This is a genomic window from Georgenia phoenicis (genome assembly GCF_047302425.1).
Taxonomy (GTDB): Bacteria; Actinomycetota; Actinomycetes; order Actinomycetales; family Actinomycetaceae; genus Oceanitalea.
In genome coordinates this window covers 3,547,527-3,573,120 of sequence record NZ_CP154855.1, presented here as the reverse complement: position 1 = coordinate 3,573,120, position 25,594 = coordinate 3,547,527, and the positions used below count along the sequence as shown (strand labels likewise).

19 protein-coding genes and 1 other annotated feature are annotated in these 25,594 nt (G+C 70.2%); of the genes, 7 read left to right on the top strand and 12 right to left on the bottom strand.

All coding sequences use genetic code 11. The features are described from left to right. The first annotated feature begins 43 nt into the window (after positions 1 to 43). From AA0005_RS16825 to lnt, 3 genes are all read left to right on the top strand, one after another. The gene (locus AA0005_RS16825; RefSeq protein ID WP_413451247.1) at positions 44 to 2,527 is read left to right on the top strand and encodes a phosphoketolase; all 2,484 of its coding nucleotides are present in this window, start codon (positions 44 to 46) and stop codon (positions 2,525 to 2,527) included. A gap of 347 nt (positions 2,528 to 2,874) precedes the next feature. Next, on the top strand, positions 2,875 to 3,096 hold the full coding sequence (locus tag AA0005_RS16820; protein WP_413453119.1) for a DUF2933 domain-containing protein: 222 nt from the start codon (positions 2,875 to 2,877) through the stop codon (positions 3,094 to 3,096). Between the two features lie 152 nt (positions 3,097 to 3,248). After that, complete coding sequence (lnt, locus tag AA0005_RS16815) at positions 3,249 to 4,862, top strand: apolipoprotein N-acyltransferase (RefSeq protein WP_413451246.1); 1,614 nt, start codon at positions 3,249 to 3,251, stop codon at positions 4,860 to 4,862. Between the two features lie 351 nt (positions 4,863 to 5,213). On the opposite strand, the gene AA0005_RS16810 is transcribed toward lnt, so the two are convergent. Next, the gene (locus AA0005_RS16810) at positions 5,214 to 5,720 is read right to left on the bottom strand and encodes a DoxX family protein (protein WP_413451245.1); all 507 of its coding nucleotides are present in this window, start codon (positions 5,718 to 5,720) and stop codon (positions 5,214 to 5,216) included. 416 nt (positions 5,721 to 6,136) lie between these two features. On the opposite strand from AA0005_RS16810, the gene AA0005_RS16805 reads away from it, so the two are divergent. Next, positions 6,137 to 6,397: a YHS domain-containing protein gene (locus tag AA0005_RS16805; RefSeq protein WP_413451244.1), complete on the top strand. Its 261-nt coding sequence runs from the start codon at positions 6,137 to 6,139 to the stop codon at positions 6,395 to 6,397. 58 nt (positions 6,398 to 6,455) lie between these two features. On the opposite strand, the gene AA0005_RS16800 is transcribed toward AA0005_RS16805, so the two are convergent. After that, positions 6,456 to 7,693, bottom strand: a protein-coding gene (locus AA0005_RS16800; protein WP_413451243.1) for an IS3 family transposase whose coding sequence is annotated in 2 segments (ribosomal slippage) — positions 6,456 to 7,414 and positions 7,414 to 7,693 — 1,239 coding nt in all. Because the reading frame shifts where the segments join, the coding sequence is not laid out codon by codon here. After that, positions 7,302 to 7,415 (bottom strand) — a sequence feature (AL1L pseudoknot). (Overlaps the previous gene by 114 nt.) A 100-nt stretch (positions 7,694 to 7,793) precedes the next feature. Between AA0005_RS16800 and AA0005_RS16795 the strand changes: the two genes are divergently transcribed. Further along, on the top strand, positions 7,794 to 9,194 hold the full coding sequence (locus AA0005_RS16795; protein ID WP_413451242.1) for a glucose-6-phosphate dehydrogenase: 1,401 nt from the start codon (positions 7,794 to 7,796) through the stop codon (positions 9,192 to 9,194). Positions 9,195 to 9,304: 110 nt separating this feature from the next. Here the strand turns inward: AA0005_RS16795 and AA0005_RS16790 are convergent, their stop codons facing one another. From AA0005_RS16790 to AA0005_RS16760, 7 genes are all read right to left on the bottom strand, one after another. Beyond that, the gene (locus AA0005_RS16790) at positions 9,305 to 12,529 is read right to left on the bottom strand and encodes a beta-phosphoglucomutase family hydrolase (protein ID WP_413451241.1); all 3,225 of its coding nucleotides are present in this window, start codon (positions 12,527 to 12,529) and stop codon (positions 9,305 to 9,307) included. Positions 12,530 to 12,574: 45 nt separating this feature from the next. Beyond that, positions 12,575 to 13,474, bottom strand: a complete 900-nt coding sequence (locus tag AA0005_RS16785) for a DMT family transporter (protein ID WP_413451240.1) — start codon at positions 13,472 to 13,474, stop codon at positions 12,575 to 12,577. A gap of 88 nt (positions 13,475 to 13,562) precedes the next feature. Further along, entirely contained in the window at positions 13,563 to 16,043 is a 2,481-nt protein-coding gene (locus AA0005_RS16780) for a heavy metal translocating P-type ATPase (protein ID WP_413451239.1), read from the bottom strand. Positions 16,044 to 16,106: 63 nt separating this feature from the next. Beyond that, positions 16,107 to 17,162, bottom strand: a complete 1,056-nt coding sequence (locus tag AA0005_RS16775; protein WP_413451238.1) for a type II glyceraldehyde-3-phosphate dehydrogenase — start codon at positions 17,160 to 17,162, stop codon at positions 16,107 to 16,109. Positions 17,163 to 17,215: 53 nt separating this feature from the next. After that, the gene (locus AA0005_RS16770; RefSeq protein WP_413451237.1) at positions 17,216 to 17,509 is read right to left on the bottom strand and encodes a DUF4193 domain-containing protein; all 294 of its coding nucleotides are present in this window, start codon (positions 17,507 to 17,509) and stop codon (positions 17,216 to 17,218) included. A gap of 12 nt (positions 17,510 to 17,521) precedes the next feature. After that, complete coding sequence (locus AA0005_RS16765) at positions 17,522 to 17,800, bottom strand: metal-sensitive transcriptional regulator (RefSeq protein ID WP_413451236.1); 279 nt, start codon at positions 17,798 to 17,800, stop codon at positions 17,522 to 17,524. A 66-nt stretch (positions 17,801 to 17,866) separates the two neighbouring features. Further along, positions 17,867 to 20,989: a heavy metal translocating P-type ATPase gene (locus tag AA0005_RS16760; protein WP_413451235.1), complete on the bottom strand. Its 3,123-nt coding sequence runs from the start codon at positions 20,987 to 20,989 to the stop codon at positions 17,867 to 17,869. A 571-nt stretch (positions 20,990 to 21,560) separates the two neighbouring features. Between AA0005_RS16760 and AA0005_RS16755 the strand changes: the two genes are divergently transcribed. Together AA0005_RS16755 and AA0005_RS16750 are read left to right on the top strand one after the other, a co-directional pair. Further along, on the top strand, positions 21,561 to 22,331 hold the full coding sequence (locus AA0005_RS16755; RefSeq protein ID WP_413451234.1) for a prolipoprotein diacylglyceryl transferase: 771 nt from the start codon (positions 21,561 to 21,563) through the stop codon (positions 22,329 to 22,331). 26 nt (positions 22,332 to 22,357) lie between these two features. Continuing rightward, positions 22,358 to 22,528: a hypothetical protein gene (locus AA0005_RS16750; protein WP_413451233.1), complete on the top strand. Its 171-nt coding sequence runs from the start codon at positions 22,358 to 22,360 to the stop codon at positions 22,526 to 22,528. Here the strand turns inward: AA0005_RS16750 and AA0005_RS16745 are convergent. Genes AA0005_RS16745 through AA0005_RS16735 form a run of 3 tightly spaced genes read right to left on the bottom strand, consistent with a single transcriptional unit; the run spans position 22,520 to position 25,319 of the window. Beyond that, positions 22,520 to 23,662, bottom strand: coding sequence for a sensor histidine kinase (locus AA0005_RS16745; protein WP_413451232.1), 1,143 nt, complete (start codon positions 23,660 to 23,662; stop codon positions 22,520 to 22,522). The genes AA0005_RS16750 and AA0005_RS16745 overlap by 9 nt on opposite strands. After that, positions 23,659 to 24,372, bottom strand: coding sequence for a response regulator (locus AA0005_RS16740; protein WP_413453118.1), 714 nt, complete (start codon positions 24,370 to 24,372; stop codon positions 23,659 to 23,661). The genes AA0005_RS16745 and AA0005_RS16740 overlap by 4 nt, the downstream gene beginning before the upstream one ends. A gap of 11 nt (positions 24,373 to 24,383) precedes the next feature. Further along, positions 24,384 to 25,319: a cation diffusion facilitator family transporter gene (locus AA0005_RS16735; protein ID WP_413451231.1), complete on the bottom strand. Its 936-nt coding sequence runs from the start codon at positions 25,317 to 25,319 to the stop codon at positions 24,384 to 24,386. Positions 25,320 to 25,594: the final 275 nt, after the last annotated feature.

Sequence of the window (25,594 nt, the reverse complement as noted above, 5' to 3'; positions counted from 1 at the left end):
TGCCACTTGCCGGGGATCCACGACACAGGAGACGTGCTGAACCATGACTAGCGCAACTGCTTCCCCCACCACCTGGCGCCGCCGCAGCGAGCAGGGCCCGGACGACGCCACGATCGCGCGGATCGACGCCTGGTGGCGGGCCGCGAACTACCTGTCGGTGGGGCAGATCTACCTGCTGGACAACCCGCTGCTACACGAGCCCTTGCACCCGGACCACATCAAGCCGCGGCTGCTGGGCCACTGGGGCACCACCCCGGGCCTCAACTTCATCTCCGCCCACGCCAACCGGGTGATCCAGGAGCGTGAGCAGTCCGCGATCTACATCGCCGGCCCCGGTCACGGCGGTCCCGGTCCCGTGGCCAACGGCTACCTCGAGGGCACCTACTCCGAGATCTACTCCGACGTCACCCAGGACAGCGAGGGCATGCGCCGGCTGTTTCGCCAGTTCTCCTTCCCCGGCGGCATCCCCTCCCACGTCGCGCCCGAGGTGCCCGGCTCCATCCACGAGGGCGGGGAGCTGGGCTACGCGCTGTCCCACGCCTACGGCGCGGCCTTCGACAACCCCGACCTGCTCGTCCTCGCCGTCGTCGGCGACGGCGAGGCCGAGACCGGACCGCTGGCCGCGAGCTGGCACGCGAACAAGTTCGTCAACCCGAAGACCGACGGCGTCGTGCTGCCGATCCTGCACCTCAACGGCTACAAGATCGCCAACCCCACCGTGCTGGCCCGCATCGACGAGGACGAGCTCACCGACCTCATGCGCGGCTACGGGCATCGCCCGTACGTGTTCATCGCCGGTTTCGACGACGAGGATCCTCTCTCGATCCACGCCCGGTTCGCCGCCCTGCTGGACGAGGTGCTCGACGAGATCGCCGCCATCAAGGAGCAGGCCGCCGGGCTGGACGCCGAGGCGGTCGAGCGTCCCCGCTGGCCGATGCTCGTGCTGCGCACCCCCAAGGGCTGGACCGGCCCGAAGGAGGTCGACGGGCAGCGCACGGAGGGCTCCTGGCGCTCCCACCAGGTGCCGCTGGCCAGCGCCCGCGACACCCCCGAGCACCTGGCCACCCTCGAGCAGTGGCTGCGCAGCTACCGCCCCGAGGAGCTGTTCGATGACAGAGGCCGACTGGTCGAGGACGTCGCCGCGCTGGCCCCCGAGGGCCACCTGCGGCTCAGTGACAACCCCCACACCAACGGAGGCCTGCTGCTGCGCGACCTGCGCATGCCGGACGTGCGCGACTACGCCGTCGACGTCACCGTCCCCGGCGCCTCGATCACCGAGTCCACCCGCGAGCTGGGCAGGTGGCTCACCGAGGTCATGCGGCTCAACCCGGACAACTTCCGGCTCTTCGGGCCGGACGAGGTCGCCTCCAACCGGCTCCAGGCCGTCTACGACGTCACCGCCAAGCAGTGGAACGCCGACCTGCGGGACACCGACCGCGCAGAGAACCTCGCCCGCGCCGGCCAGGTGGTGGAGATCCTCTCCGAGCACCAGTGCCAGGGCTGGCTCGAGGGCTACCTCCTCACCGGCCGCCACGGGATGTTCACCTCCTACGAGGCCTTCATCCACATCGTCGACTCGATGGTCAACCAGCACCTCAAGTGGCTCAAGGTCACCGGCGAGCTGCCCTGGCGACGCCCCATCGCCTCGCTGAACTACCTGCTCAGCTCGCACGTGTGGCGCCAGGACCACAACGGCTTCTCCCACCAGGACCCCGGGTTCATCGACCACGTCGTCAACAAGGGCGCCGACCTCGTGCGCGTCTACCTGCCCCCGGACACCAACACCCTCCTGGCGACCTACGACCACGTGCTGCGCACCCGCCAGTACGTCAACGTCGTGGTCGCCGGCAAGCAGCCCGGGCCGGACTTCCTCACCATGGATCAGGCGCTGGACCACTGCCACCGCGGCCTGGGCATCTGGGACTGGGCCGGCACCGAGGAGGCCGGCAGCGAACCGGACGTCGTGCTCGTGTGCGCCGGGGACATCCCCACCCTGGAGGTGCTCGCCGCCGCCGACCTCCTGCGCCGCCACCTGCCGGAGCTGCGGGTGCGGGTGGTCAACGTCGTGGACCTCATGCGGCTGCAGGACCCCAAGGAACACCCGCACGGACTGCCCGACTCGGAGTTCGACGCGATCTTCACCACGAGCAAGAAGGTGATCTTCGCCTACCACGGCTACCCCTGGCTCATCCACCGGCTCACCTACCGCCGCACCAACCACGCCAACCTCCACGTGCGCGGCTACAAGGAGAAGGGCACGACGACCACGCCCTTCGACATGGTCATGCTCAACGACCTGGACCGCTACCACCTCGTCATGGACGTCATCGACCGGGTGCCGGGCCTCGGGGCCCGGTACGCCGGCCTGCGCCAACGGATGTCCGACGCCCGCCTGGCCGCCCGCCGCTACACCCGCGAGCACGGCGTGGACATCCCCGAGGTCGCCGAGTGGCAGTGGCCCGACGTCGGGGAGACCGGGACCCTCGCCGGCGGCCCCCAGTACGACACCGGCGGTGACAACGAGTAGGCGGCTGCGCCCCCGCGCCCACAGCCGTGCGAGGGTCGGCCCCATCCGACACGCGCGCCGCCACCTCCTCACCAGAGATCTCCACCATCTGGCAGACGTCGCCACGGTTCGCGTACTCCACGCCACCGGCATAAACACCCGGGAGACCGGCTGCGCCCTCAACGCACGGTGATGTGCCGCTGGGTCAGTGGCTTCACCAAAGCGCAATAGAACCCAGACCCGGCCTTGAGGTCAGCGTCAGAGAATGAGGGAAGGCCCCGGGACTGTGCGGCTTCCTCTACCGCACCGTGCGGCATTATTGAGAAGGAGTGACGGTGAACCACAGCGGCAGCGGTCATCTCAAGGGAATGGTCCTGCTCATGGGTGGACTGTTCCTCGCCCTGCGAGTCTTTGGTGTACCGGCAGGGGACGCGCTCCTATACGCGGCCGTGCTCGCCTGCCCGGTGATGATGGTCATGATGATGTTCGGTGGCCATGGCGGGCACGGAGATCGGCGCGGCTCACAGGAAGCGCCTCCCCTGGACGATGTACTCCCGCACGGCCACACTGACCGTGGACACAGGCACTGACTGGTGCAGTCCTCGCGCTGATGGGCAGCGTGCACGCCAGACGCGGCCGCCGAGGGCTGCGGGTGCCTGCTGAGGCTGCGGGTGGTGTGAGTGTGGCCGTGACGTCGTTCGCGCGGTCACCCGGAAACGCGCCAGCCCCGGCCATCTCGCGTATGGGTCTGCCGTGGGTGATGGCCGCTGCCGGCGGGGTGTTGACCAACCTGGCCTTTCCCGATCGTGGGTGGTGGCCGCTGGCCTACGTGGGCGTCGCGCTGCTGCTGCTCGCGTTGCGCCGCACGCGGATGGTGCAGGCCGGGGCAACCGGACTGGTGTGGGGTATGGCGTTCTTCCTCCCGCACGTGTACTGGGTCGTGCACGCGACCGGTTCAGTCCTGCCATGGATTGCGTTGAGCATGCTGCAGGCGCTGTACATCGCGGGCTTCGCCGCCGCGTGGGCGGTGGCCCGGCGGGCAGTGTGGGTGGAGTCTCGCCCGGTAGTTCAGGCGTGCCTGGCGACCGTCATCTGGGTCGCCGTCGAGCAGCTGCGCGCCTCGTGGCCGTTTGGTGGCTTCCCGTGGGGGATGCTGGCCTTCTCCCAGACCGACGCCCCGCTGGTGCGGCTGGCTCCCTACGGTGGGGAGGTCCTCGTCTCAGCCGGGGTGGTGTTCATCGGCGCGCTGCTGACGTGGGTGTGGGCGGGCCGGTCCCGAGCTGTCGTGGCGGTGGGTGCCGCCGGCGCGGGGCTGGTCCTGGCTCTGGTGCCGTGGCTGCTGCCGCTGGATGACCAGGCGGAGGTGGGGACTCTTCGGGTGGGCGCCGTCCAGGGCAATGTGCCCCAGCGGGGGGCCGAGTGGGCGGTGCAGGCCCGGGAGGTCACGGCGAACCACACCCGGGGCACGCGCAGGCTGGTCGAGGACGTGGGGGACGAGCTGGACCTGGTGCTGTGGCCGGAGAGTGCCGCGGACATCGACCCGCGCACCGACGCCGGGCAGGCGGCACTGGTCGACGCGGCCGCCAGAGCGGCGGGCGCCCCGGTGCTGCTCGGCACGCAGCGGTTTCCCGCCGGTCAGGACGTCCGTTACAACGAGTTGGTGCTGTGGCAGGAAGGGGGGGCGGTTGGCGGCGCCTACGCCAAGCAGCACCCGGTTCCCTTCGGGGAGTACATGCCCTACCGGGACCTTTTCCGGCGGATCACCCCGCTGGTGGACCGGGTTTCGACGGACATGGCCGCGGGGCAGGGCCCGGGGCTCATGCCCATCCCGATCGAGCGGCTCTCCCGTGAGGTCGATGCGGCGGTGGGGATCTGCTTCGAGGTCGCCTACGCCGGACTGATCCGTGAGGGCGTGGTGGGGGGTGGGGAGCTCATCATCATCCCGACGAACAACGCCTCCTTCGGGTACTCCCAGGAGTCGACCCAGCAGCTGGCGATGTCACGCTTTCGTGCGGTGGAGCACGGGCGGGCGACGGTCCAGGTCTCCACGGTCGGTGTCAGCGGCATCATCCTGCCCGATGGGAGCGTTGTTGAGCGCACGGGGCTGTTCACGGCGGAGGAGATAGCTGCGACGCTCCCGCTGCGCACGTCCCTGACCCCGGCTGCCCGGCTCGGCGCCGTGCCGGCCGGAGCCGTCTGGGTCCTGGCAACGGTGGGGGTGGCTGCCGGCGCGCTGAGCCGTCGTGGCCGGGGCCACCGCGCCGGGGGTCTTGGCAGTCGGCGCCCAGCGATCGTCACCGAGGCTCACGCGGGGGAGGGCCGGACGGCGCCCGTCAGCGTCGTCACCGGACAGTGAGGCGGGGTCGTTGCGGGCGGTGGCGACTGACGGCTGCCTGCGCGTGGTGCTGTCGTGCGGTTGTGGGGACTCGCCTGTGTGCGTGAGCGTGAGGCGCTACGGGAGCTCGCTGATGTCCACCACGCCCTGGTCCTGCTATAGCCAGACCAGGGGCGTGGTGGTCAGCTCGGCATCGGTGTGGATCTCCAGTGCAGCCTTGGGTGAGCTGTCACCGTGAAACTACGCGGCGACAGGGAGACCTGCCCAACACCTCGTCCATCTGGACCAAGGCCGCCGGCAAGTTCCAGCAGAAGCCGACCGCGACGGCTTCCCCGGGTCCCCCGGCACTGGAGCTCTGGCGATGCTACGGGCTCAACGCAGCCAGCCGTTACCGACCTTGCCGGCCCACCAGCGCCCCAGCCCCCAGGTATCACCGGCCAGGGTGAGTGCCGAGATGATCACCAGTGCGGCCTCAACCCAGTGAGACGTGGTGATCGGGTTGGTTCCGCCGACCAGTGGCGGAAACTGCGACAGCCACATGAGCCCCAGGAGCAGGGTGCCGGTGACGGCGGCGATCTTCAGGCCCACCCCGAGCATGAGGGCGAGACCAAGGCCGGCCAGCCCGATCATGAACAGCCAGTCCCCGAAGGGATTGAGGAACAGCGGCTGGAAGATGCCGGCGAGGGGGTCCTCGATCCCGCTGAGGTACCCCTGAGCGGGGGTGCCCCCACGGATCCACGCCCCCTCCGGTGGGGTGGAGAACCCCAATCCGAAGAGTTTGTCGATGAAAGCCCAGAGAAATATCCAGCCGATCAGCAACCGGCCGGCGGCGAGGGCCGCCCGGGCACCGGCACGGGTGACGATGTCCTCGGCGAACATCGGTTTGGTCCCCGGGGCTCGGCTGCGTGTGTGCGTCGACATTGTCCTCTTCCCTCCAGCCTGGAGCGCAGGAAATTGGCGTCCCCACGCTCGAATTACCTGTGTGTCCAGGGTTTCACCCAGTGCCAACACCGGACAAGGCTTACCGGTCATACTTGACCAAAACTTCAACGTCCCCGACGTTATGCGGGCGGCTTGTTTCCTTGGGCGCCTAAGTCGGGAGGCGGCCCTCACACAGGACAACAAAACCTTGGTTGTGAAGTTTCGATGAAAATAATTCTCTCTGGCGAATGTCCACGCACCCTGCCTGTACCCCCTGGGGGTAGAGTCGGGGTGTCGTTCACGGTGAGGGACCGCCCACGTGACGGGCGGAAGATCGCCGTTCCAGGTAGGGATGAGGGAGCAGGAGGAACGTGATGGAGCACGGTCGGGAGGATCATGGCGGCGGGTGTTGTGGCGGCGGGGGCCATGAGCACACGCACGATCACCACGGCGTCGTCGCCGGCCCGGGTGACGAGCTGGTGACCTGCGCGGTGACGGGCACCGCGCAGGTGAAGTCCCAGGCGGAGGCGAGCGGGCTCATCCGGGACTTCGAGGGCGAGCGCTACTACTTCTGCTGCGCGCACTGCGCCGAGCTGTTCGACGCCAACCCTCACGCGTACACCACCGCAGCCTGAGCGGTCCTCACCGGCATCTGCGACGGAGGTCCACCTTGGGGTCTGAACCGCCCCGGGTTTAGTGGCGGCTCGGTTCTCTGGTTTCGGCCGTCGTGGTGACGGGGTTCTGACGGTAGTGGTTGGCCTCGTGCTCGGCGGGTGGAATGTCACCGAGCTCGGAGTGCAGGCGGCTGTTGTTGAACCAGTCGACGTACTCCAGGGTGGCGATCTCGACGTCCTCGAGGTTGCGCCAGGGGCCGCGGCGGCGGATGAGCTCGGTCTTGAACAGGCCGATGGTGGACTCGGCCAGGGCGTTGTCGTAGGCGTCACCCACGGTCCCGATCGAGGGCTGGACACCGAGCTCGGCGAGCCGCTCGGTGAAGGCGATGGAGGTGTACTGCGAGCCGGCGTCGTTGTGGTGAATGAGCCCGGCAAGGTCGGTGACCCCGGCGCGCCCGCGGGACCAGGCCGCCATGTTCACCGTGTCGGTGACCAGGTCGGCGCGCATCGTGGTGGAGGCTTTCCAGCCCACGATCATCCGGGAGAACACGTCGATGGTGAACGCGACGTAGACGAACCCGGCCCAGGTCGCGACGTAGGTGAAGTCCGCGACCCACAGCTGGTTCGGTGCACTTGCGGTGAAGTCGCGGTTGACCAGGTCACCGGCCCGTATCCCGTCCTTCGCCGGGATCGTGGTGCGCCGCGTCCTGCCGCGGACCGCGCCCTGCAGGCCGGCGTTACGCATCAGGCGTTCGACCGTGCAGCGCGCCACCGGCCGGCCGATCCGGTTCAGGTGCTTCCACATCTTCCGCGCGCCGTAGACCCCGTAGTTGGCCGCGTGCTCGGCACTGATGACCTCACCGAGCTCGGCGTCGGCCACCGCCCGGGCCGAGGGTGAGCGCTTCTTCGCGGCGTAGTAGGTGCTCGGGGCGACCTGCAACTGGGTGCAGATCGGCTCGACCCCGAACTCCTCCTTGTGCTCGTCGATGTACTTCACGATCACCGATGTGGGCGGTCGAGCTCCGCCGCGAAGAAAGCCGAGGCGCTCTTGAGGATCGCGTTCGCCCGCCGCAGCTCGCGATTCTCCCGTTCCAGCTCGGCCAACCGCTGGGCATCACTGGTCGTGGTGCCCGGCCGGTCCCCGGCATCGACCTCAGCCTGGGCAACCCAGCCACGCAGCGTCTCGGGGTTGATCCCGAGCTGCTCTCCCACCCGCCGACACGCCCCCACACGTGACTCGGGATCCTTCTTCGCTTCGAGCACCAGCCGCACGGCCCGCTCACGCAGCTCGTCGGGGTACTTCCTCGGTGCGCTCATAGCTCTCATCCTCCGTGGACTGAGAGCCTCCATGGAACCCGGGGCGGTTCAGTCGTCATCATCGTCCGGGAGCACGACCCGAACCCCCCTGTCTGTGGTCGTGGTCCTGTTCGGTGCCACCGGTGACCTGGCCCACCGCATGGTGATGCCGGCCCTGGTGGAGCTGCACGAGCGCGGTTTGCTGCCGCAACGGTGGCGCTTGATCGGCTGTGCCACAGACCGGGGGGATGACGAGGCCTTCCGGGCCCGGCTGAGGGACTCCCTCCTGGGCAGCGAGCTGGGTATGCCCGAGGACTGGGAGGAGGTGTGCCGGCGGGTCCGTTACGCGGGTGGGGGGTTCACCGATGCCGATCCCGGTGCACTACCCGAGGTTCTCGCCCGGGCGCGGCGTGAGCTGGCGGCCGAGGGCGGCGGTGAGCCGTTGGTCGTGCACTTTCTGGCGGTGCCACCGGCGGCGTATCCGGTGATCACCCGGGGGTTGGGACGCCATGGCCTGGCGGCGGGTGCCCGGGTGGTGTTCGAGAAACCCTACGGCAGGTCGCTGGCGGACTTTGAGTCGCTGGACGCGCTGGTGAAGAGGGTGCTCACCGAGGAGCAGGTCTTCCGCATCGACCATTTCCTCGGCAAGCAGGCAGTGCAGGCGATCTACGCGTTGCGCTTCGCGAACCGGCTGTTCGGTTCGCAATGGGACGCCGACGGGATCGAGCAGGTGCAGATCGATGTGCCCGAGGACCTCGACGTCGCCCAGCGGGCCGTGTTCTACGACGCCACCGGCGCGGCCCTGGACATGTTGGTCACCCACCTGTTCCACGTGGCCAGCCAGGTGGCGATGGAGCCGCCGGTGGACGTGGAGGACCCGGAGTCGATCGTGGCCGCGCGGGATGCGGTCATCGGGGCGTTCCGGCCACTGGACCCGGTCAGGGACGTCGTGTTGGGGCAGTTCGAGGGCTATACCGATATCGCCGGGGTGGCGGCTGGTTCCCGGCAGGACACGTTTGTCGCTGCCCGGCTGTGGATCGACACCGAGCGGTGGCGGGGCGTCCCGTTCGTGCTGCGCACCGGCAAGCGTATGGCTCGTAAGGCCCAGCGAATCACCCTGATCATGCGCCCGCCGCAGGGTCCGTTGGGCGCGGCGGTCACTGGGCGCAACACGATCGAGATCGACTTCAGTGGTCCCGGGGCCTTTGCTGTCGGTGTCACCGTCAACACCCCGGGACCGGACCGGGGGTTGAGTTTCGCGCACACCGAGCTCGATTTGGCCGAGGTGCCCGGCGGGGAGCCGGTCTCTGCCTATGCCTCCTTGCTCCTCGATGTCCTGGTCGGGGACCGTTCGCTGTTCACCACCTCCCATTGCCTGCGGGCGGCCTTCACCGCCTTCGCGCCGGTGCAGGGCGCCCAGCGCCCATCCCCGTTGCCTTATCCGGTCGGCTCGTGGGGGCCGCAGGAGGCTGAGCGTCTCACGGCCCCGCACGGGTGGATGCTCGAGCGCCGGGCACGCTGACCGTTGAGGCGACACGCGCCATCGCGCAGCGGTGGCGCACGCGGCTCGGGCACCGGGGTGGTGTTGGTGGTGATCGAGCCCGTCCGCTGCCCGGCCACACAACGCCCCAGCTATTCACATGCTCCGGACAACCGGGGCACTACCACGCCCGGGACCCCGCAGAAGTGCCGGGTGGTGCCGGCCGGGAGGAGGGTTTCGTGCTCCCCGACTCGCAGACGGATGTGCGGGTTGGCCGCGCACGGCTCGGCGGCGACGGTGAGGTGGGTGTCATCGAGGACGATGCGGAGGCGTTGGCCGCGGTGCTGGACGCGGAAGCGTAGGGCGGGTAGTCCGGCCGGTAGTGCGGGGTCCAGGACAACGGTGGAGTCCTCGGTGCGCAGGCCGGCGAAGGAGCGGATGACGATGTCGATGGTGCCGGCCATGGCGCCCAGGTGGATGCCCTCTTGGGTGGTGCCACCCTGGGTGTCGTCCAGGTCAGCGGCCAGGGCCTCCCGGAAGGTGGCCCACCCGCGGGCGGGGTCCAGGCGGGCCAGCACCGAGGCGTGCACGACTCGGCTGAGGGTGGAGCCGTGCGCGGTGCGCGCGAGGTAGTAGTCCACGGTCCGTGTCAGCGTCTGGCGGGTGGTGGGGTAGCCGAGGCGCTCGAGCATGCTCAGCAGCCCGTCGGGTCCCAGCAGGTAGATGAGCATGAGGACGTCGGCCTGTTTGGCGAGCTTGTACCGGTTGGTCGCGTCGCCTTCGGCCTCCAGGATCAGGTCCAGGCGCCCGATGTTGCCGTAGGTGCGTCGGTAGTGGTCCCAGTCCAGCTCGGCGAGGTCGTCATAGCCGGCGAACTGGGCGATGAGGCCGTCGGGCAGGAACGGCACGGTCAGGCGGCGGCTGAGGTGCTCCCAGGTGGCGGGCTCCTCGGGAGCGACGCCGAGGCGGGCGTGCAGGTCGTCGCACTCATGACCTGCCACGGCGCGAAGGACGTCCCGTGCCCGCCGGCATACCCACGCGGCCAGGACGTTGGTGTAGGCGTTGTCGAGCAGGCCTTGGCCCGGGGCGTCGGGGTAGCCGTCGTGGTACTCATCGGGCCCCATCACACCGCTGATGTGGAAGCGGTCGGTATCGGGGTCGTGCGTGGCCAGGGCGGTGAAGAACCGGGCGACCTCGATGATCAGGTCCGCGCCGCGCCGGGCGAGCCAGCCGAGGTCGCCGGTGGCCTGGTAGTACTCCCAGGCGTTGTAGGCGATGGCGAGGCCGACGTGGCGCTGGCGGTGGGAGTTGTCCGGCATCCACCGTCCGGAGCGGGTGTTGAACAGCATCTCGGGGGTTTCCTCCCGCCCGTCGCTGCCGGACTGCCAGGGGAACATCGCCCCGGACAGGCCCGCCTGTGTGGCGGCGCGGCGGGCGGTGTCCAGGCGACGCCAGCGGTAGTCCAGCAGTCCGCGGCTGACCTGTGGCAGGTGGGTGGTGAGCACCGGCAGGACGAACAGCTCGTCCCAGAACACGTGCCCGCGGTAGCCCTCTCCGTGCAGGCCGCGGGCGGGCACGCCGGCGTCCAGCTCGGCGGTGTGGGGGGACAGGGTCTGCAGCAGGTGGAAGACGTGCAGGTTGAGCACGAGCCGGGTCTGGGTGTCGGCTGTCAGCTCTATTGCGAAGCGGTCCCACAGCCGTTCCCACGCCGCCACGTGCCCGGTGAGGAGGCCGTCGAAGCCTCGCGGGGCGTCGGCCAGCTCGCCCAGGGCCGCCAGCCGGGGCGAGGCGATCGCCGCGTCCCTGGACGTGTACATGGCGACAACCTTGTCGATGGTGACCGGCTCACCATCCGTGACCGGTACCTCGAGCACCAGGGAGTGGAGCTCCTTGTCGGACTCGACGTCAGCGTCCGGGGTGAGTCCGTTGACGGTGGTCCGGGTCGCCGTGGCGATGCGGACCTGGCTCTGGACGGTCTCCACCTCCACCACAAGGGTGCCCGGCCCGGGGTTCTCGGCGCCGGTGGTGCGCAGGTGACGGTCGGCCAGCGCGGCGTACTCGGCGACATTGGCGTTGACCACTCCCGCGTCGATGCCGGAACGCACCCGCACGATCCCGCTCCAGCCGTCGGGGACCACGGTCGTCTCCAGCGCCGCCAGGTGCGGGCGGGTCATGGAGACCAGGCGCCGCTGCCGCAGCCGCAGCCGCCGCCCGGCCGGGTCGGTGAGCACCGCGGTGCGGGTGAGCACACCGCGGCGCAGGTCCAGCTCACGCCGCTCCCCGGACACGCTGAGGCCGCCGGCGGACCACCACGGTTGCGGGTCCTCGGCGGCGAGGTCGAGGACCAGCCAGTTGGGGGCGTTGACCAGGTGCTCGTCCTCCACCTGTCGGCCATGGACCTGCGAGGCGAGCCGGTTGTAGACACCGGCCAGGTAGGTGCCGGGATAGTGCACCCCGTCGGCGGCCCGCTCCGGGGCCGCGCCCCGGGTGCCGAGGTAGCCGTTACCCAGGGTGGTCAGCGCCTCACGGTGACCCTCGTGGGCGGGGTCGAAGCCCTCGTAGGTGAGCGTCCACGGGTCGGCGCGCAGCGCACCCAGGTCCAGCTGGGCGACGTCCTGGACCACCAGGTGGGCACCGGCGGCCTCCAGCTCGGCCCGCTGCCCGGCCCGGGCCACGCCCGCGACCAGGCCGAACCCCCCGGCGCGGGCCGCCCGGACACCGGCGACGGCGTCCTCCACCACCGCGACCCGGGCCGGGTCCACGCCCAGCTCGGCGGCCGCGGTGAGGAACGTCGCCGGGTCGGGCTTGCCGGGCAGGCCCAGCTCGGCGGCACGCTCCCCGTCCACGACCACGTCGAACGCCCCCTCCAGGCCAACGGCCCCCAGCAACGCGCCGGTGTTGCGGCTGGCGGTGACCAGCGCGACCGGCACCCCACCGGCCCGCAGCCGGTCGACCAGGTCCACGGTGCCGGGAAAGGCCTTGGTGCCGTACGTGGTGAGCAGGTCCAGGTAGAGGTCGTTCTTCCGGGCGGCCAGCCCGTGCACCGTCCAGGACCCGGCCGGATCCTGCGGTGTTCCTGCCGGCAGGTCGATGCCGCGGGCGGTGAGGAAGTCGGCCACCCCGTCCTGGCGGGAACGCCCATCGACGTAGCGGCGGTAGTCGCCCACCTCGTCGAACGGGGCGTGAGCGCCGGGTCCGCCAGCACGTGGGTCGGTGAGCACCTCCTCGAAGAGGCGCCGCCACGCCTGGGCGTGCAGGGTGGCGGTGTCGGTCACCACCCCGTCCAGGTCGAAGATCACCGCCTCCTGCGGGGGGACCGCCCCGGTGGGGGCCAGCGCCGCCGGGGACGGGCTGGGGTGGGTCGTCGGGTGTGTCACGGTTCTCCTTCGGTCGGCGAGCCCGGTGCGGTGGCCAACTGGTGACTACCGGATGCGGCCGGGGTCAGGCCCGGGACGACGCCCCCTTCTGTCGGGGCCGGTGGTCTGCGCGGGGGCGGTGCGGCGTGGTGGTCGCAGGCTGATCCACATGGCGACCAGCACGGCAAGGAGCCCGGCGGCGGTCCACCCACCCGGGCGTTCACCGAGCAGGACAGCAGCCAAGGCGATACCCAGGACGGGGGTGAGGAAGGTCCAGGTGGTCAGGGTGTCCAGGCGGCTGCGGCGGGCCTCGGCGAACCACGCCACCGTCGTCGCCGCGGTGCCCACCAGCGCCAGGAACGCCAGTGACAGGACGAAGCGGGGGGTCCAGGTGATCACCGGTGCGCCCTCCACGGCCGCGGCAAGGACGGCCAGGGCCACCCCGCCGAGGAGCAGGTGCCAGCCGGTGGCCGTAACCAGGTCCAGCCCGCCCAGGCGGCGGGAGAGCAGGGTGCCGGCGGTCACGGCCACCGCCGAGACCAGCGACAGCGCGGCGCCGCTGCCCCCGCCGCCGGGCCCGGCGACCAGGACGAGGCCGGCGAAGCCGACCACCAGGGCCGCCACCGTCCGGGGGGAGAGCCGCTCACCGTAGAGCAACCAGGCGGGCAGCAGGATCAACAGGGGTTGGGCGTTGGCCAGCACCGCGGCGGTGCCGGTCGCACCGCCGGCGACCCCGGCGAACATGGTGGCGAAGGCGAGCGTGACGTTGACCAGACCCAGGACCGCGATCAGTGCCCAGGCACGTGCGCCGCGGGGGGCCGGGCGCTGCTGGGAGGCTCCCAGGGCGAGCAGGGCGGCGCCGGCCACGCCGGCACGCAGCGCGGCGTACCACAGCAGCGGGGCGTCACGCAGGCCCCACTGGATCACGACGAAGCACGCCCCCCAGGCCGCGGTGATCCACAGCATCCGCAACGGCCGCGGTCGCCGGACCACCGCTGCGGCCGGCGAAGCGGCCGCAGCGGTGGTGGCGACAGGGACGTCCACGCCGAGCCCGTCAGCGGGTCCCGGCTGGGGCCGGTGAGGTCGGCTCAGGAAGAGCGTGCTGGGGTGCGCCGGGGACCTGTTGGGCGGGCAGCTTGAGCCGCTTGAGCAGCAGGGCGTTGAGCGTGACGATGACCGTGGAACCGGACATCGTCAGCGCCGCGATCTCCGGGCGCAGCATCAGACCGAAGGCGGGGTAGAACACCCCCGCCGCGATGGGCAGCGCGATGGCGTTGTACCCGACCGCCCAGCCCAGGTTCTGCCGCTCCTTGCGTACCGTGCCCCGGCCGATGCGCAGCGCGACGGAGACGTCCAGCGGGTCGGAGCGCATCAGGACGATGTCCGCGGTCTCGATCGCCACGTCCGTCCCGGCCCCGATCGCGATGCCGATGTCGGCCTGGGCGAGGGCCGGGGCGTCGTTGACGCCGTCCCCGACCATCGCCACCGTCTTGCCGGCCTGCTGCAGCTCGGTGACTTTCTGGGCCTTGTCCCCGGGCAGGACCTCGGCGATGACCGTGTCGATACCGAGCTGCTCGGCGATGCGCCGGGCGGTGGCCTCGTTGTCGCCGGTGAGCATGGCGACCTCGATCCCGGACTCGTGCAGGGCCGCGACCGCCGCCGCGGCCGTGTCCCGGGCCGCGTCGGCGAGCGCGATGACACCCACCGCGCGCCCGTCCACGGCGACCAGCACCGCGGTGCGCCCGGAGGCGGCCAGCTCGTCGCGCCGCTCGGCCAGGTCACCGAGGTCGACGTTCTCCGCGGTCATGAGGCGCAGGTTGCCGACCAGGACCCGGCGGCCGTCCACCGTGGCGGTGGCGCCGTGCCCCGGAACGTTGAGGAACTCACTCACCCGCAGCACCGGCACGCCGCGCGCAGCGGCATGGCTGTCGATGGCCCGGGCCAGCGGGTGCTCAGACTCACGTTCGACGGCGGCGACCAGGGCCAGCATCTGCTGCTCGCTCATGCCGGCCGCGATGACGTCGGTGACCTCCGGTTCGCCCTTGGTCAGCGTGCCGGTCTTGTCCATCACCACCGTGTCGATCTTCGCCGTGCCCTCCAGGGCCGTGGCGTTCTTGAACAGCACGCCCCGCTGGGCACCCAACCCGGTGCCGACCATGATCGCCATCGGAGTGGCCAGACCCAGGGCGTCGGGGCAGGTGATGACCACCACGGTGATCGCGAACAACATCGCCATCGGCACCCCGGCACCGGCGAGCATCCACACGGTGAACGTCAGGGTGCCGCCGATGAGGGCGACGAACACCAGCCAGAACGCGGCCCGGTCGGCCAGGCGCTGACCGGGGGCCTTGGAGTTCTGTGCTTCTTGGACCATCTTCACGATCTGCGCCAGCGCGGTGTCCGCCCCGACCTTCGTCGCCCGGGCCCGCAAGGTGCCGGTGGTGTTGATCGACGCGCCGATCACCTGCGCGCCGGGTGCCTTCTCCACCGGCATGGACTCCCCGGTGACCATCGACTCATCGACCTCGGACTCCCCCTCCTCCACGACCGCGTCGGTGGGGATCTTCGACCCCGGCCGCACCAGCAGCAGGTCACCAACGACGACCTCGGCCGTGGGCACCTCCACCGGCTGGCCCTCCCGGATCACCACGGCCTGGGAGGGGGCCAGCTGCAGCAGCGTGCGCACCGCATCGTTCGCCCCGCCCCGGGCCCGCATCTCCAGCCAGTGCCCCAGGAGCACGAACGTGGTCAGCACGGTGACCGCCTCGTAGAAGACCTCACCACCGCCGGTGAGGGTGACAACCAGGCTGTAGAGCCACCCCGCGCCCACGGCGACCGCCACCAGGACCATCATGTCCAGCGTCTTGGCCCGCAGTGCCCGATAGGCGCCGTCGAAGAAGATCCACGCCGAGTAGAAGACCACCGGCAGCGACAGGATGAGGGTGAAGACGTCGTCGCGCAGCCCGAACGCCAGCGGCGGGTCCAGTCCCAGGACCTCACGCCCGAGCGGGGACCAGATCGTGATGGGGATCGACAGGACCAGCGCGACCAGGAACCTGTTGCGCATGTCGCGGGTCATGTCCTCCATCGACGCGCCGCCGTGGTGCCCGCCGTGGCCCATCACCGCCTGCGCGGAGCGGTCCCCCTCCTCACCGTCCCCGTGACCCGCGTGCGAGTCGTTCCCGGCGGGCGGCTGGTGCCCGACGTGGCTGCCGTGCTCACCATGTCCCTCATGGGCGTCGTGCCCAGCGTGCGCATCGTGGGTGTCGCTGGGGGCCGGTTCGGCCATCGGGTGGCACACATGATCTGGCACGGACTGCCCGGCGCAGTGGTAGCCGCAGTCGTTGACCCAGCCCACCAGCTGGGCCACCGACGTGGTGTCCGGGTCGTAGGTGACCGTCGCGCTCTGGGAGGCGGCGCTGGCCTCGACGGCGAGCACACCGGGGCGACCCAGCAGCGTCTTTTCGATGACGGGCTCGGAGGTGGCCCAGTGCAGGCCACCGACCTCCAAGACCGTGGTGCGCGTGGTGGTCATGATCGCCTCTTTCCCGGCCGCACGGCCGTCATGGGATGTTGGGGAGCCCGGCACCGGCTGGTGTCAGTCGGTGGTCACGGGGACAGGGTGGGGGAGGAACTCGCGGCGCATCCCGAGGACCTCGTCGGTCAGCGCCACCGACGTCGCACCGTCGGTGACGGTCTGTGTCAGGGCGCGGATCGCGTCGATGGTCTCGGGGATGACGATGGCCTCGTTGTTGACCTGGTAGGTCAGGTAGGCCTCCTCACCCTCCACGGTCAGGACGTCTTCCCACACGGCGACCTCCCACATGTCCGCGCGGGGCCGACCCAGGTCGCCCATCAGCTCGACGGTGGTGTTCAACGCGGTCAGGCCGTCGGACATGCGGATAAACGCGATCCGAGGTGCGGCCCGCAGGGCGTCCAGGACCTCTTCCCGGCTGGCCGGGCGGGTCAGCTGCAGCGTCCAGAAGTGGTTGTGGGTCTGGGTGTGGGCCGCCTTGGCGGCCATGGTGACCACGTCCAGCTCCGGGCGCACGGTGCGGGCGTCGGGGCCCTGGTGGGAGGGGATGGCGCCCTCGGGGACCACGGTGTTCATGATCCCGCGCTGATGGGACTGGGCCGGGTCGGTGGCCCGCCTGATCAGCACCCCACGCGCACGGGCGAGCAGGCCGGCATCGTGCAGGGCGCCGAGCACGCGCACGATGCTGGTGGTGTTGCACGAGACCACCCGGGTGGCCTCCCGGCCCAGTGCGGTGGCGTAGTTTGCCTGGGCGACGAAGGAGTGCCCGGTGGTGGCATGGGACTCCCCGCCCTGGAACACGGCCTTGACCCCGGCCGCGCGGTAGATCTCCAGGTTGGTGGCGGCGACCTTCTTGGGAGTGGTGTCCACCACCACGTCGGCCTGGGCCAGCAGCTCAGCCAGGCCGCCGGACACCGGCACCCCGGCCAGTGTCATCGCCTCACCGGCTTCATCGGTGGCGGCGAAGACCGCGATGCCCCGCTCGGTCGCGGTGCGCACGCGCCAGTCCGTGGCCACGTCCGCCACTCCCACCAGGTCCATGTCGGGCATGGCCCGCACCGCGTCGGCCACTCGTTTACCGATCACGCCGTACCCATTGATGGCTACCTTCACGTTCATCTCAGCTCTCCTTCGTGTCGTTGTTGTCATCAGCGCGTTCGATGGACCCCCGGTCAGGACGCGCACTCGCTGCACACCGGCTGGCCGGCGTCGTGGTAGGCCAGCTGGCTGTGGTGGTGGACGAGGAAGCACCGGGCGCAGAGGAACTCGTCCTGCTGTCGTGGCACGACCGTCACGGCCAGCTCCTCACCGGACAGGTCCGCGCCGGGCAGCTCGTACTGCTCGGCCAGCTCGGCCTCGTCGGCCTCCTCCTGGTGCGTCGGCGCCGCCGCGACCAGCGCGCTCAGCGGCGTCGTGTCGGGCACCTCCTCCTCGCGGGGCCGTGGGGCGTCGTAGTCGATGGCCACCGATCTCCTCCTTCAGCTGCGGACCAGGCGGGCGATGGCGTCGGAGGCTTCCTTGAGCTTGGTCTCCTGCTGCAGCTCGTCGGCCTGTGCGGCGTGGAGCAGGCAGTGGGCCATGTGCTCCTCGAGCAACGCCAGGGCCACGCTCTGCAGTGCCCGGGAGGCTGCCGAGACCTGGGTGAGGATGTCGATGCAGTACTTCTCGTCCTCGACCATGCGGGCGATACCGCGGACCTGGCCCTCGATCCGGCGCAGCCGGACGAGCAGGGCCTGGGTGTGCTGGTCGGTGGTCATGTTGATCGCCTCCAGGGATCCCGGTGGGCCACCGGCGCGGGGCCGGTGCCCACCGGGATGTGTGGGTTAGGGAGCCACCGAGGTGGCGTATCGGGCCGGGTCTGCGCGGAACGTCTGCGCGCAGTGGGTGGAGCAGAAGTGGTAGGTCTGGCCCTCGTGCTCGGCGCTGTCGGCGGCCGATGCCGGGTCGATGCTCATCCCGCACACGGGGTCGGTGACCCGTGCAGAGCTGTGGGACATGGTGTTCTCCGTTCCTTGTTCGTCGTCGTGCCCGACCTCCACCACCGGGTCGGTGGCGGGGGCGTGGGTGACCTCGGGGACGGGCCGAGGGGTGAAGGCGCGCAGCCGGTTGGCGTTGGCGACCACGGACAGGGAGGACAGTGCCATCGCGGCCGCGGCGATCATCGGGCTGAGCATCAGGCCGAGCGCGGGGTAGAGCACCCCGGCGGCGATCGGGATCCCGATCGCGTTGTACATCCACGCGAAGACCAGGTTCTGGCGGATGTTGCGCATCGTGGCCCGGGACAGGTCCACCGCGGTGACCAGCCCGGACAGTGCCCCGGAGATCAAGGTGATGTCGGAGGACTCGATCGCCACGTCGGTGCCGGTGCCGATCGCCGAGCCGACGTCGGCCTGGGCCAGGGCCGGGGCGTCGTTGATGCCGTCCCCGACCATGCCCACCACGCGGCCCTCGCCCTGCAGGCGCTTGACCTCGGCGGCCTTGTGCTCGGGCATGACCTCGGCCACCACCCGGGTGATGCCGACCTGGCGGGCGATGGCCGCGGCGGTGGCGCGGTTGTCCCCGGTCATCATCACCACGTCGATGCCGCGCTTCTGCAAGGCGGCGATGGCGGCCACCGACCCGTCCTTGAGCGTGTCGGCCACGCCGATCACCCCGGCGAAGCGCCCGTCCACGACGGCGAACATCGGGGTCTTGCCGTCCGCGGCCAGCCGGTCCGCGGCGTCGGTCTGCGGTTGCACCCCGACACTGCCCAGCAGGCGCCGGTTACCGACGAGGACCTCCCGGCCCTCCACCAGGGCACGCACGCCCTGCCCGGTGAGCGAGTCGAACGCGGCCACCTCCGGTAGCTGCAGGCCGCGGTCCTGGGCGCCGGCGACGATGGCGCTGGCCAGCGGGTGCTCGGAGGAGCGTTCCACCGCCGCGACGAGGGTGAGCAGCTCGACGTCGCTGAAGCCCTCGGCGGGCAGCACGTCGGTCAGGGCCGGGGCGCCCTTGGTGATCGTGCCGGTCTTGTCCAGCACCACGGTGTCGAGCTTGTGCGCGGTCTCCAGCGCCTCGGCCGACCGGATGAGGATGCCCGAAGTGGCACCCTTGCCGGTACCCACGGTGATGGACAGCGGCGTGGCCAGCCCCAGCGCGCAGGGGCAGGCGATGATGAGCACGGAGACCGCGGCGACCAGCGCGAAGATGAGCGCCGGCGGGGGACCCACGAGAGCCCAGACCACGAACGCCCAGATCGCGATGAGGATCACCGCGGGCACGAAGTAGCTGGAGACCTTGTCCACCAGGCGCTGGATCGGGGCCTTGGAGCCCTGCGCCTGGCGCACCAGGGTGATGATCTGGGCCAGCATCGTGTCCGCACCGACTTTGGTGGCGGTGTACCGGAAGGAACCGGTCTGGTTGATGGTGGCGCCGATGACCTCATCACCTGGGGACTTCGTCACCGGGATCGGTTCCCCGGTGACCATCGACTCATCCACCGTGGAGGTGCCCTCCACCACCTGCCCGTCCACCGGTAGCTTCTCCCCGGGGCGGACCACGACCACGTCGCCAGCGGCGACCTCGTCGATGGGGATCTCCAGCTCCTGCCCGGCGCGTACCACCCGGGCGGTGCGCGGCTGCAGACCGATCAAGGTCCGGATCGCTTCACCGGTGCCGGCCTTGGCCTTGGTCTCCAACAGCCGGCCCAGCAGGATGAGGGTGATGATGACACCGACGGCCTCGTAGTACACCTCCCGGGTCTCCACCGGGAGCAGCCCCGGGGCGAACGTCACCACCAGGCTGTAGCCGTAGGCGGCGATCGTGCCGAGGGTGATCAGGGAGTTCATGTCCGCGGTGCGGTGGGACAGGGCCAGCCACCCGGTCTTGTGGATGGGCCAGCCGGTGTAGAACATCACCGGGGTGATCAGTGCCAGCTGCACCCAGGGGTTCATCAGGAAGTCCGGGACCCACGCAGCGGAGAAGAACTCCACCGCCATGACCGCCAGCACCACCGGCAGGCTCAGGGCGGCCCCCAGCAGCACCCGCCGGCGCAGGTCGGTGATCTCTGCGGCCCTCTCCTGCTCCTCAGCGTCCTCCTCCGGCGCCACGGGCGGTGAGACCGCCACCGGTGGCGGGGAGTCCAGTCCGGTGGAACCGGTGCGCGAGACCGTGTCGGTGCTGGGTGGGTCGCCGACCTCGAGGGCGCCGTGCAGCATCCCCATCCCGCAGGTGAACTCGTACCGCCCTTCGGGGAGTGCCGGAACGTCCAGGACTGTGCTGCCGAAGGCCGGAACGGCCACGTCCACGTCGAGCGCCGGGATGGTGAATCGCTCAGAGCACGCCCCGTTCTCCTGACGGACCAGGACCAGCTGTGCCGGTACACCGGGGGCCAGTCGAAGGACCTGCGGGTGGTAGCCGCCACGGATCTTCACCTCGGCGACCTGCACACCGTCCACCAGCTCCCCGTGCCCGACCGCGCCGCTCGGCGTGCCGTTGTGGTGCTGGTCGCGAGTGGCCACCTCGCCGTGGTCACGGCCGGGCCTTTCGGCCACGGCGACCGCCGTGCCCCCGCCAGCGGACTCAGTCCCCGACTCGCCGACGACCCGCACCCTGCCCTGGAGCATGTTCATCCCGCAGGCGAAGCCGTACTCCCCGGCGGAGGTGGGGGTGAACTCCACCGCGGTGACGGTGTTGGCCGGCAGGCCCTGGTTGATCTTGAAGTCCGGGAACATCACCCGGGAGGAGCAGTCCCCGCTTTCTTGTCGGTCGAACAGCAACCGCACCGGCATCCCGGCTTGGACCTCGATGAGGTCGGGGCTGTAGCCGCCCCTGACGGTTACCGTCACTTCCTGCACGCCGTCGGCGACTTCGGCACGGCGGGACTTCTTCGGGCCGAAGAAGTACCACACCAGCAACGCGGTCAGTACGACGCCGCCGGCTATCACTGACCAGTCGAGCACACTCATGACTCACACCTCCGTAGATGCTGCTGACGCGACAGCCGGGGCGGACAGGGAGAACCCGGCGTCCTCGACCGCGGCACGAACGGCCTGCGGCGGGAGGACAGGGCTGGCGGTGAGCGCCAGACGCGACTCACCATCTCTGACCAGGTCTAGCGCGACGGTCCTCAGACCGGCCAGCTGACGCACCCGCTCCAGGAGCCGCGCCAGGCACACCTCGCAGGTCAGGCCCCACACCCGATACACCTTCGTCTTCACAGTCCCGCACCTCCTATACCCCTGCTGGGTATGGGTTCTAGGTAATCACCGGGATGTGTCTATTCCGCTGCAGGGATGATGAAGAATTCATGAAGACCGGGGAGCGATACACCGTCAGGGAGATCGCCACTGTTTGAGGTCTCCCAGCGCTGGGCGAGACTCCTGCGTTTCGTTCGGAAGCGTGCGCTCACTGTCTTCAGCAAATCTTCATCCAACGGCGCACGCCTTCTTCGTGAACGTTGGTCATTGTGGTGTGTTAATGGCGCCGCCGGCTGATCTGGCCGATGCGTCACGGAGGATTGGGGAGAGCGTGCGTCCGGTGTTGTTCACGATCCTCGGGATCGATGTCCAGAGCTACGGGGTGAGCAAGGCGGCCGCTGCCCTGGTGGCAGCGTGGCTGCTGGGTCGGGCCTTCGAGCGGCGGGGTCTGAAGAAGGATTCCGCCCACGCGCTGGTGCTGTGGGCCACGGTATGGGGGTTCGTCGGCGCGAAGGTGTACTACCTGCTCGAGCAGTACCCGGCCATCACCATGCACGACCTGGGCGGGATGGGGTTCACCTGGTACGGAGGCTTGGTGGGGGGCGTCATTGCGGCCATGGTCGTCATCCGACGCCACCAGCTACCGGTCGACGTTGTCGCTGGTTCGGTTGCCGTACCCTTGACGGTGGCCTACGGCATCGGCCGGCTGGGCTGCTTCGTCAGTGGTGATGGGACCTACGGGCGTCCCACCGATCTGCCGTGGGGGATGGCATTCCCCTCGGGTGTGGTCGCGACCGATGTGCCCGTCCACCCCACCCCGCTGTATGAAGCGCTCCTCGCGGCTGTGATCGCCGCCGTCCTGGTGGCCCTTGTCCGGCGGTGGGCGCCATTGGCCCTCTTCGGGGCATATCTGGGCCTGTCGGGCCTGTCGCGTTTCCTGGTGGAGTTCCTGCGGATCAACGATCCGGTCGTCCTTGGCCTGACCCAGCCCCAGCTGTGGGCGCTGCTCAGCATCGCCGTCGGCATCGTCCTGATCGTTCGCAACGGTACTCATCAGCGGTCTGCAGACCCCGTGGCCCTCGAGCCGGGCGTGCCTGAACCCGTCAGGTGATCGGACCGGGAAAGGGAGGACTCGTCATGGACATCGACGTTTGGATACTGCTTCTGACGATCTGCCTGGTCTTCATTGCCCTGGGCGTGTGGGCCATCAGGGCTCTCTTTCCCGGCGTCGAGGCACGGGACGAGACTCGATCGGCCCCAGAGCTGGTAGAGCAGACAGCTGCCAAGGGGACCACCCCGTCAGGTTGAGCGGGGCTGCGTCCGGGGCGTGGCGTCGACGGGCAGCTCGACGGTGAAGACAGCGCCGTGGCTGGGGCCGGCGCTGGCCACGGCCACGGTGCCGCCGTGGCCGTGCACGATGGAGTGGACGATGGCGAGCCCGATGCCCGAGCCGCCGTGGGCGCGGTCCCGGGCCGCGTCGGCGCGGTAGAAGCGCTCGAAGAGGTGCGGCAGGTGCTCGGAGGCGATTCCGGTGCCGGTGTCCCGCACGGACAGCTGCAGCGTGGAGCCTGCCCGCTTGACTCCGACTACCACCCGGCCGCCCCGCGGGGTGTGTCGCACCGCGTTGTCCAGCAGGTTGGTCAGGACCTGGCCGAGCCGGTCGGGGTCGGCCGTGAGGACCGTCTCGCGGGCCTCGTGCGCGGCCTCGACCGACAGGTCGACACCCTTGTCGGCGAACCTGGCGCCGGCCTGCGCGGCGGCGTCATCGACGAGCGCGCCCACCGGCACGGCTTGCCAGTGCATGCTCAGGCGTCCCTCCCCGGCCGCGGTGACCAGGGCGATGTCCTGGGCGAGGCGGGCGAGGCGCGCGACCTGCTCGCGGAGCATCCCCAGGGTTGGTTCGTCGGCCTTGACGACGTCGTCGAGGATGCCCTCGAGGTAGCCGTCGAGCGTGGCCACCGGGGTGCGCATCTCGTGGGCCAGGTCGCTCAGCATGCGGGTGCGGGTCTGCTCGATCTCTCCGAGGTCGGCGGCCATGGTGTTGAACGCGCCCGCGAGGTCGTCGAATTCAGCGCCCATGTGGACCGCCGGGACGCGGGCAGCGTAGTCGCCGCTGGCGACCTGGGCGGCCGCCTGGCGCACGCCCTCCAGGGACCTGGCGATGCGCCGGGTGAGGAAGACGCTGACGACCACTGAGGTCAGGAGGGCGGCCAGCAGCGCCAAGGACAGCGACAACCTCCACGCGCTGGTGAAGGCCTCCTCGGCGTGGGCGACGACCGACGAGTCGGAGGGCTGGGCCATGAGCATGTGGTCGTGGAAGATCTCCGGGCCGATGGCGGAGGCGACCGCCCACGCGGTGCCGGCTGCGACGAGGATGACTGCGACGATCGCGGCGAGGAGTCGGGCGCCGAGCCCCCACCGGCGGCGCGGTGCGGTGCTCACTCCCCGGTGCCCATCCGGTAGCCCACGCCGCGCACCGTCCTGATGAACTTGGGCGCGGAGGCGTCATCTCCAAGCTTGCGTCGCAGGTGGGCGATGTGGACGTCGACGAGGTGTTCATCGCCCACCCAGCCGGGTCCCCACACCGTCTCGATGAGCTGGCGGCGGGAGAAGGCCATGTTCGGGCGGTTCGCCAGGGCCGCGAGGACGTCGAACTCGGTGCGCGTCAGCGCCACGGGCTCCCCGTCGATGAACGCTTCCCGGCCCAGGAGATCGATGGTCAGTGGCCCGAACGACGCGCCGGCGCCGTGCGGGCCGGTGTCCTGGCGTGGGCGGCGCAGCATGGCGCGCACCCGGGCGACGAGCTCACGAGGGCTGAAGGGTTTGGTGAGGTAGTCATCGGCGCCGACCGAGAGCCCGATGAGTTTGTCGACTTCCTCCACGCGGGCGGTGAGCATGATGATGTAGCAGTCGGAGAACGTGCGCACGGTGCGGCAGACCTCGATGCCGTCGGCGCCGGGAAGGCCCAGGTCGAGGACGATCACGCCCGGGTGCCACTGGCGGGCCCGCTGGATCGCGTCGCTGCCGTCTCCGGTCATTTGGACCTCGAAGCCATTACCTTCGAGGTAGTTGGCGACGAGTCGCGCCAGCGGGGCTTCGTCGTCGACGACGAGCACGCGGGGCAGGTTCTGGTCAGTAGGTTCCGCAGTCATGTCCTTCATTCTTACGCGTCTGGGCGGTGGTGCCCGGGAGCGAGCTGTGTCGCGGGGCTGACCTGGACCGAGGCGCGCTCCAGGTGGGGGACCTGGGCTCGCAGCTGGTCCTTGACGGCGTGCGCGACGGCGTGACCGCCCCCGAGGGGGAGGTCGGGGTCCACCGAGATCTTGATTTCGGCTTCCAGGCGGTGACCGGTCCACCGGGCGCGCGCCGTGTCCACCGAGGTGACTCCCTGCACTCGTGCGGCGGTGGTCTCGATGAGGTCCAGGGTGTGCGGCTCGATGCCGTCCATGAGCCGGCGCACGACGGTGCGCATGGAGCCGATGAGCACCGCGACGATGATGGCGGCGATGACCAGGCCGATGACCGGGTCAACCCAGGGCAGACCGACCCAGGCCCCGATGACCCCGATGACGACGGCCAGTGAGGTCAGGGCGTCGGTGCGGGCGTGCTGCCCCTCGGCGATGAGGGCGGCCGACCCGATCCGGCGGCCGGCGCGGATGCGGTAGATCGCCACGACCTCGTTACCGGCCGCCCCGATGAGGGCGGCCGCCAGGACCCAGCCCAGGTGGGTCATGTCCCGTTGGTTGCTCAGGGCGCGGATGGACTCCCACACGATCAGCGCGGCGGACAGCGCGATGACGGCACCGATGAGCAGGCCCACCAGGTCCTCCGCCCGGCGGAAGCCGTAGCTGTAGCGCCGGGTCGCAGAGCGCCGGCCCAGCCGGAAGGCGATGATCAGGGGGATCGTCGTGGCCAGGTGCCCGAGGTTGTGCAGGGTGTCGGCGAGCAGCGCCACCGATCCACTGAGCCAGACGATGACGATCTGCAGCACGGCGGTGGCGCCCATGCCGGCCAGGCTGATCCACGCCGCCCGGATTCCGATCGCGCTGGTCTCCTCGGCGGTCTGGATCGCCTCGCTGTGGTCGTGGCTGTGCGGCACCAAGGCGTGCTTGACCCGCGCCCACACTCCCGTCCTCTCGTGGGAGTGATCGTGGTCGTGCCCGTCCTCGTGGGGGTGGAGGTGGTCGTGGCCGCCACCGTGGGGATGGGAGTGGTCGTGCCCGTGAGGGTGGGGGTGCATGTCCCCGTGACCGGAGTCGTCATGCCCATGCGGGTAGGCCTGTCCACCATGGGGGTGCATCTGTCGCGCCAAGTCCATACCCTCAAACTATCTGCTCATCTATGCAGATAGCAAGCCGGGTCGGTAGGGTAGGT

Excerpts from the sequence above, each read along its gene's own strand:
- lnt (WP_413451246.1), top strand. The coding sequence starts at position 3,249 with ATGGGTCTGCCGTGGGTGATGGCCGCTGCCGGCGGGGTGTTGACCAAC.
- AA0005_RS16740 (WP_413453118.1), bottom strand. The coding sequence starts at position 24,372 with ATGACTGCGGAACCTACTGACCAGAACCTGCCCCGCGTGCTCGTCGTC.
- AA0005_RS16750 (WP_413451233.1), top strand. The coding sequence starts at position 22,358 with ATGGACATCGACGTTTGGATACTGCTTCTGACGATCTGCCTGGTCTTC.
- AA0005_RS16775 (WP_413451238.1), bottom strand. The coding sequence starts at position 17,162 with ATGAACGTGAAGGTAGCCATCAATGGGTACGGCGTGATCGGTAAACGA.
- AA0005_RS16810 (WP_413451245.1), bottom strand. The coding sequence starts at position 5,720 with ATGTTCGCCGAGGACATCGTCACCCGTGCCGGTGCCCGGGCGGCCCTC.
- AA0005_RS16765 (WP_413451236.1), bottom strand. The coding sequence starts at position 17,800 with ATGACCACCGACCAGCACACCCAGGCCCTGCTCGTCCGGCTGCGCCGG.
- AA0005_RS16825 (WP_413451247.1), top strand. The coding sequence starts at position 44 with ATGACTAGCGCAACTGCTTCCCCCACCACCTGGCGCCGCCGCAGCGAG.
- AA0005_RS16760 (WP_413451235.1), bottom strand. The coding sequence starts at position 20,989 with ATGAGTGTGCTCGACTGGTCAGTGATAGCCGGCGGCGTCGTACTGACC.
- AA0005_RS16780 (WP_413451239.1), bottom strand. The coding sequence starts at position 16,043 with ATGACCACCACGCGCACCACGGTCTTGGAGGTCGGTGGCCTGCACTGG.
- AA0005_RS16820 (WP_413453119.1), top strand. The coding sequence starts at position 2,875 with ATGGTCCTGCTCATGGGTGGACTGTTCCTCGCCCTGCGAGTCTTTGGT.
- AA0005_RS16785 (WP_413451240.1), bottom strand. The coding sequence starts at position 13,474 with ATGCTGTGGATCACCGCGGCCTGGGGGGCGTGCTTCGTCGTGATCCAG.
- AA0005_RS16805 (WP_413451244.1), top strand. The coding sequence starts at position 6,137 with ATGGAGCACGGTCGGGAGGATCATGGCGGCGGGTGTTGTGGCGGCGGG.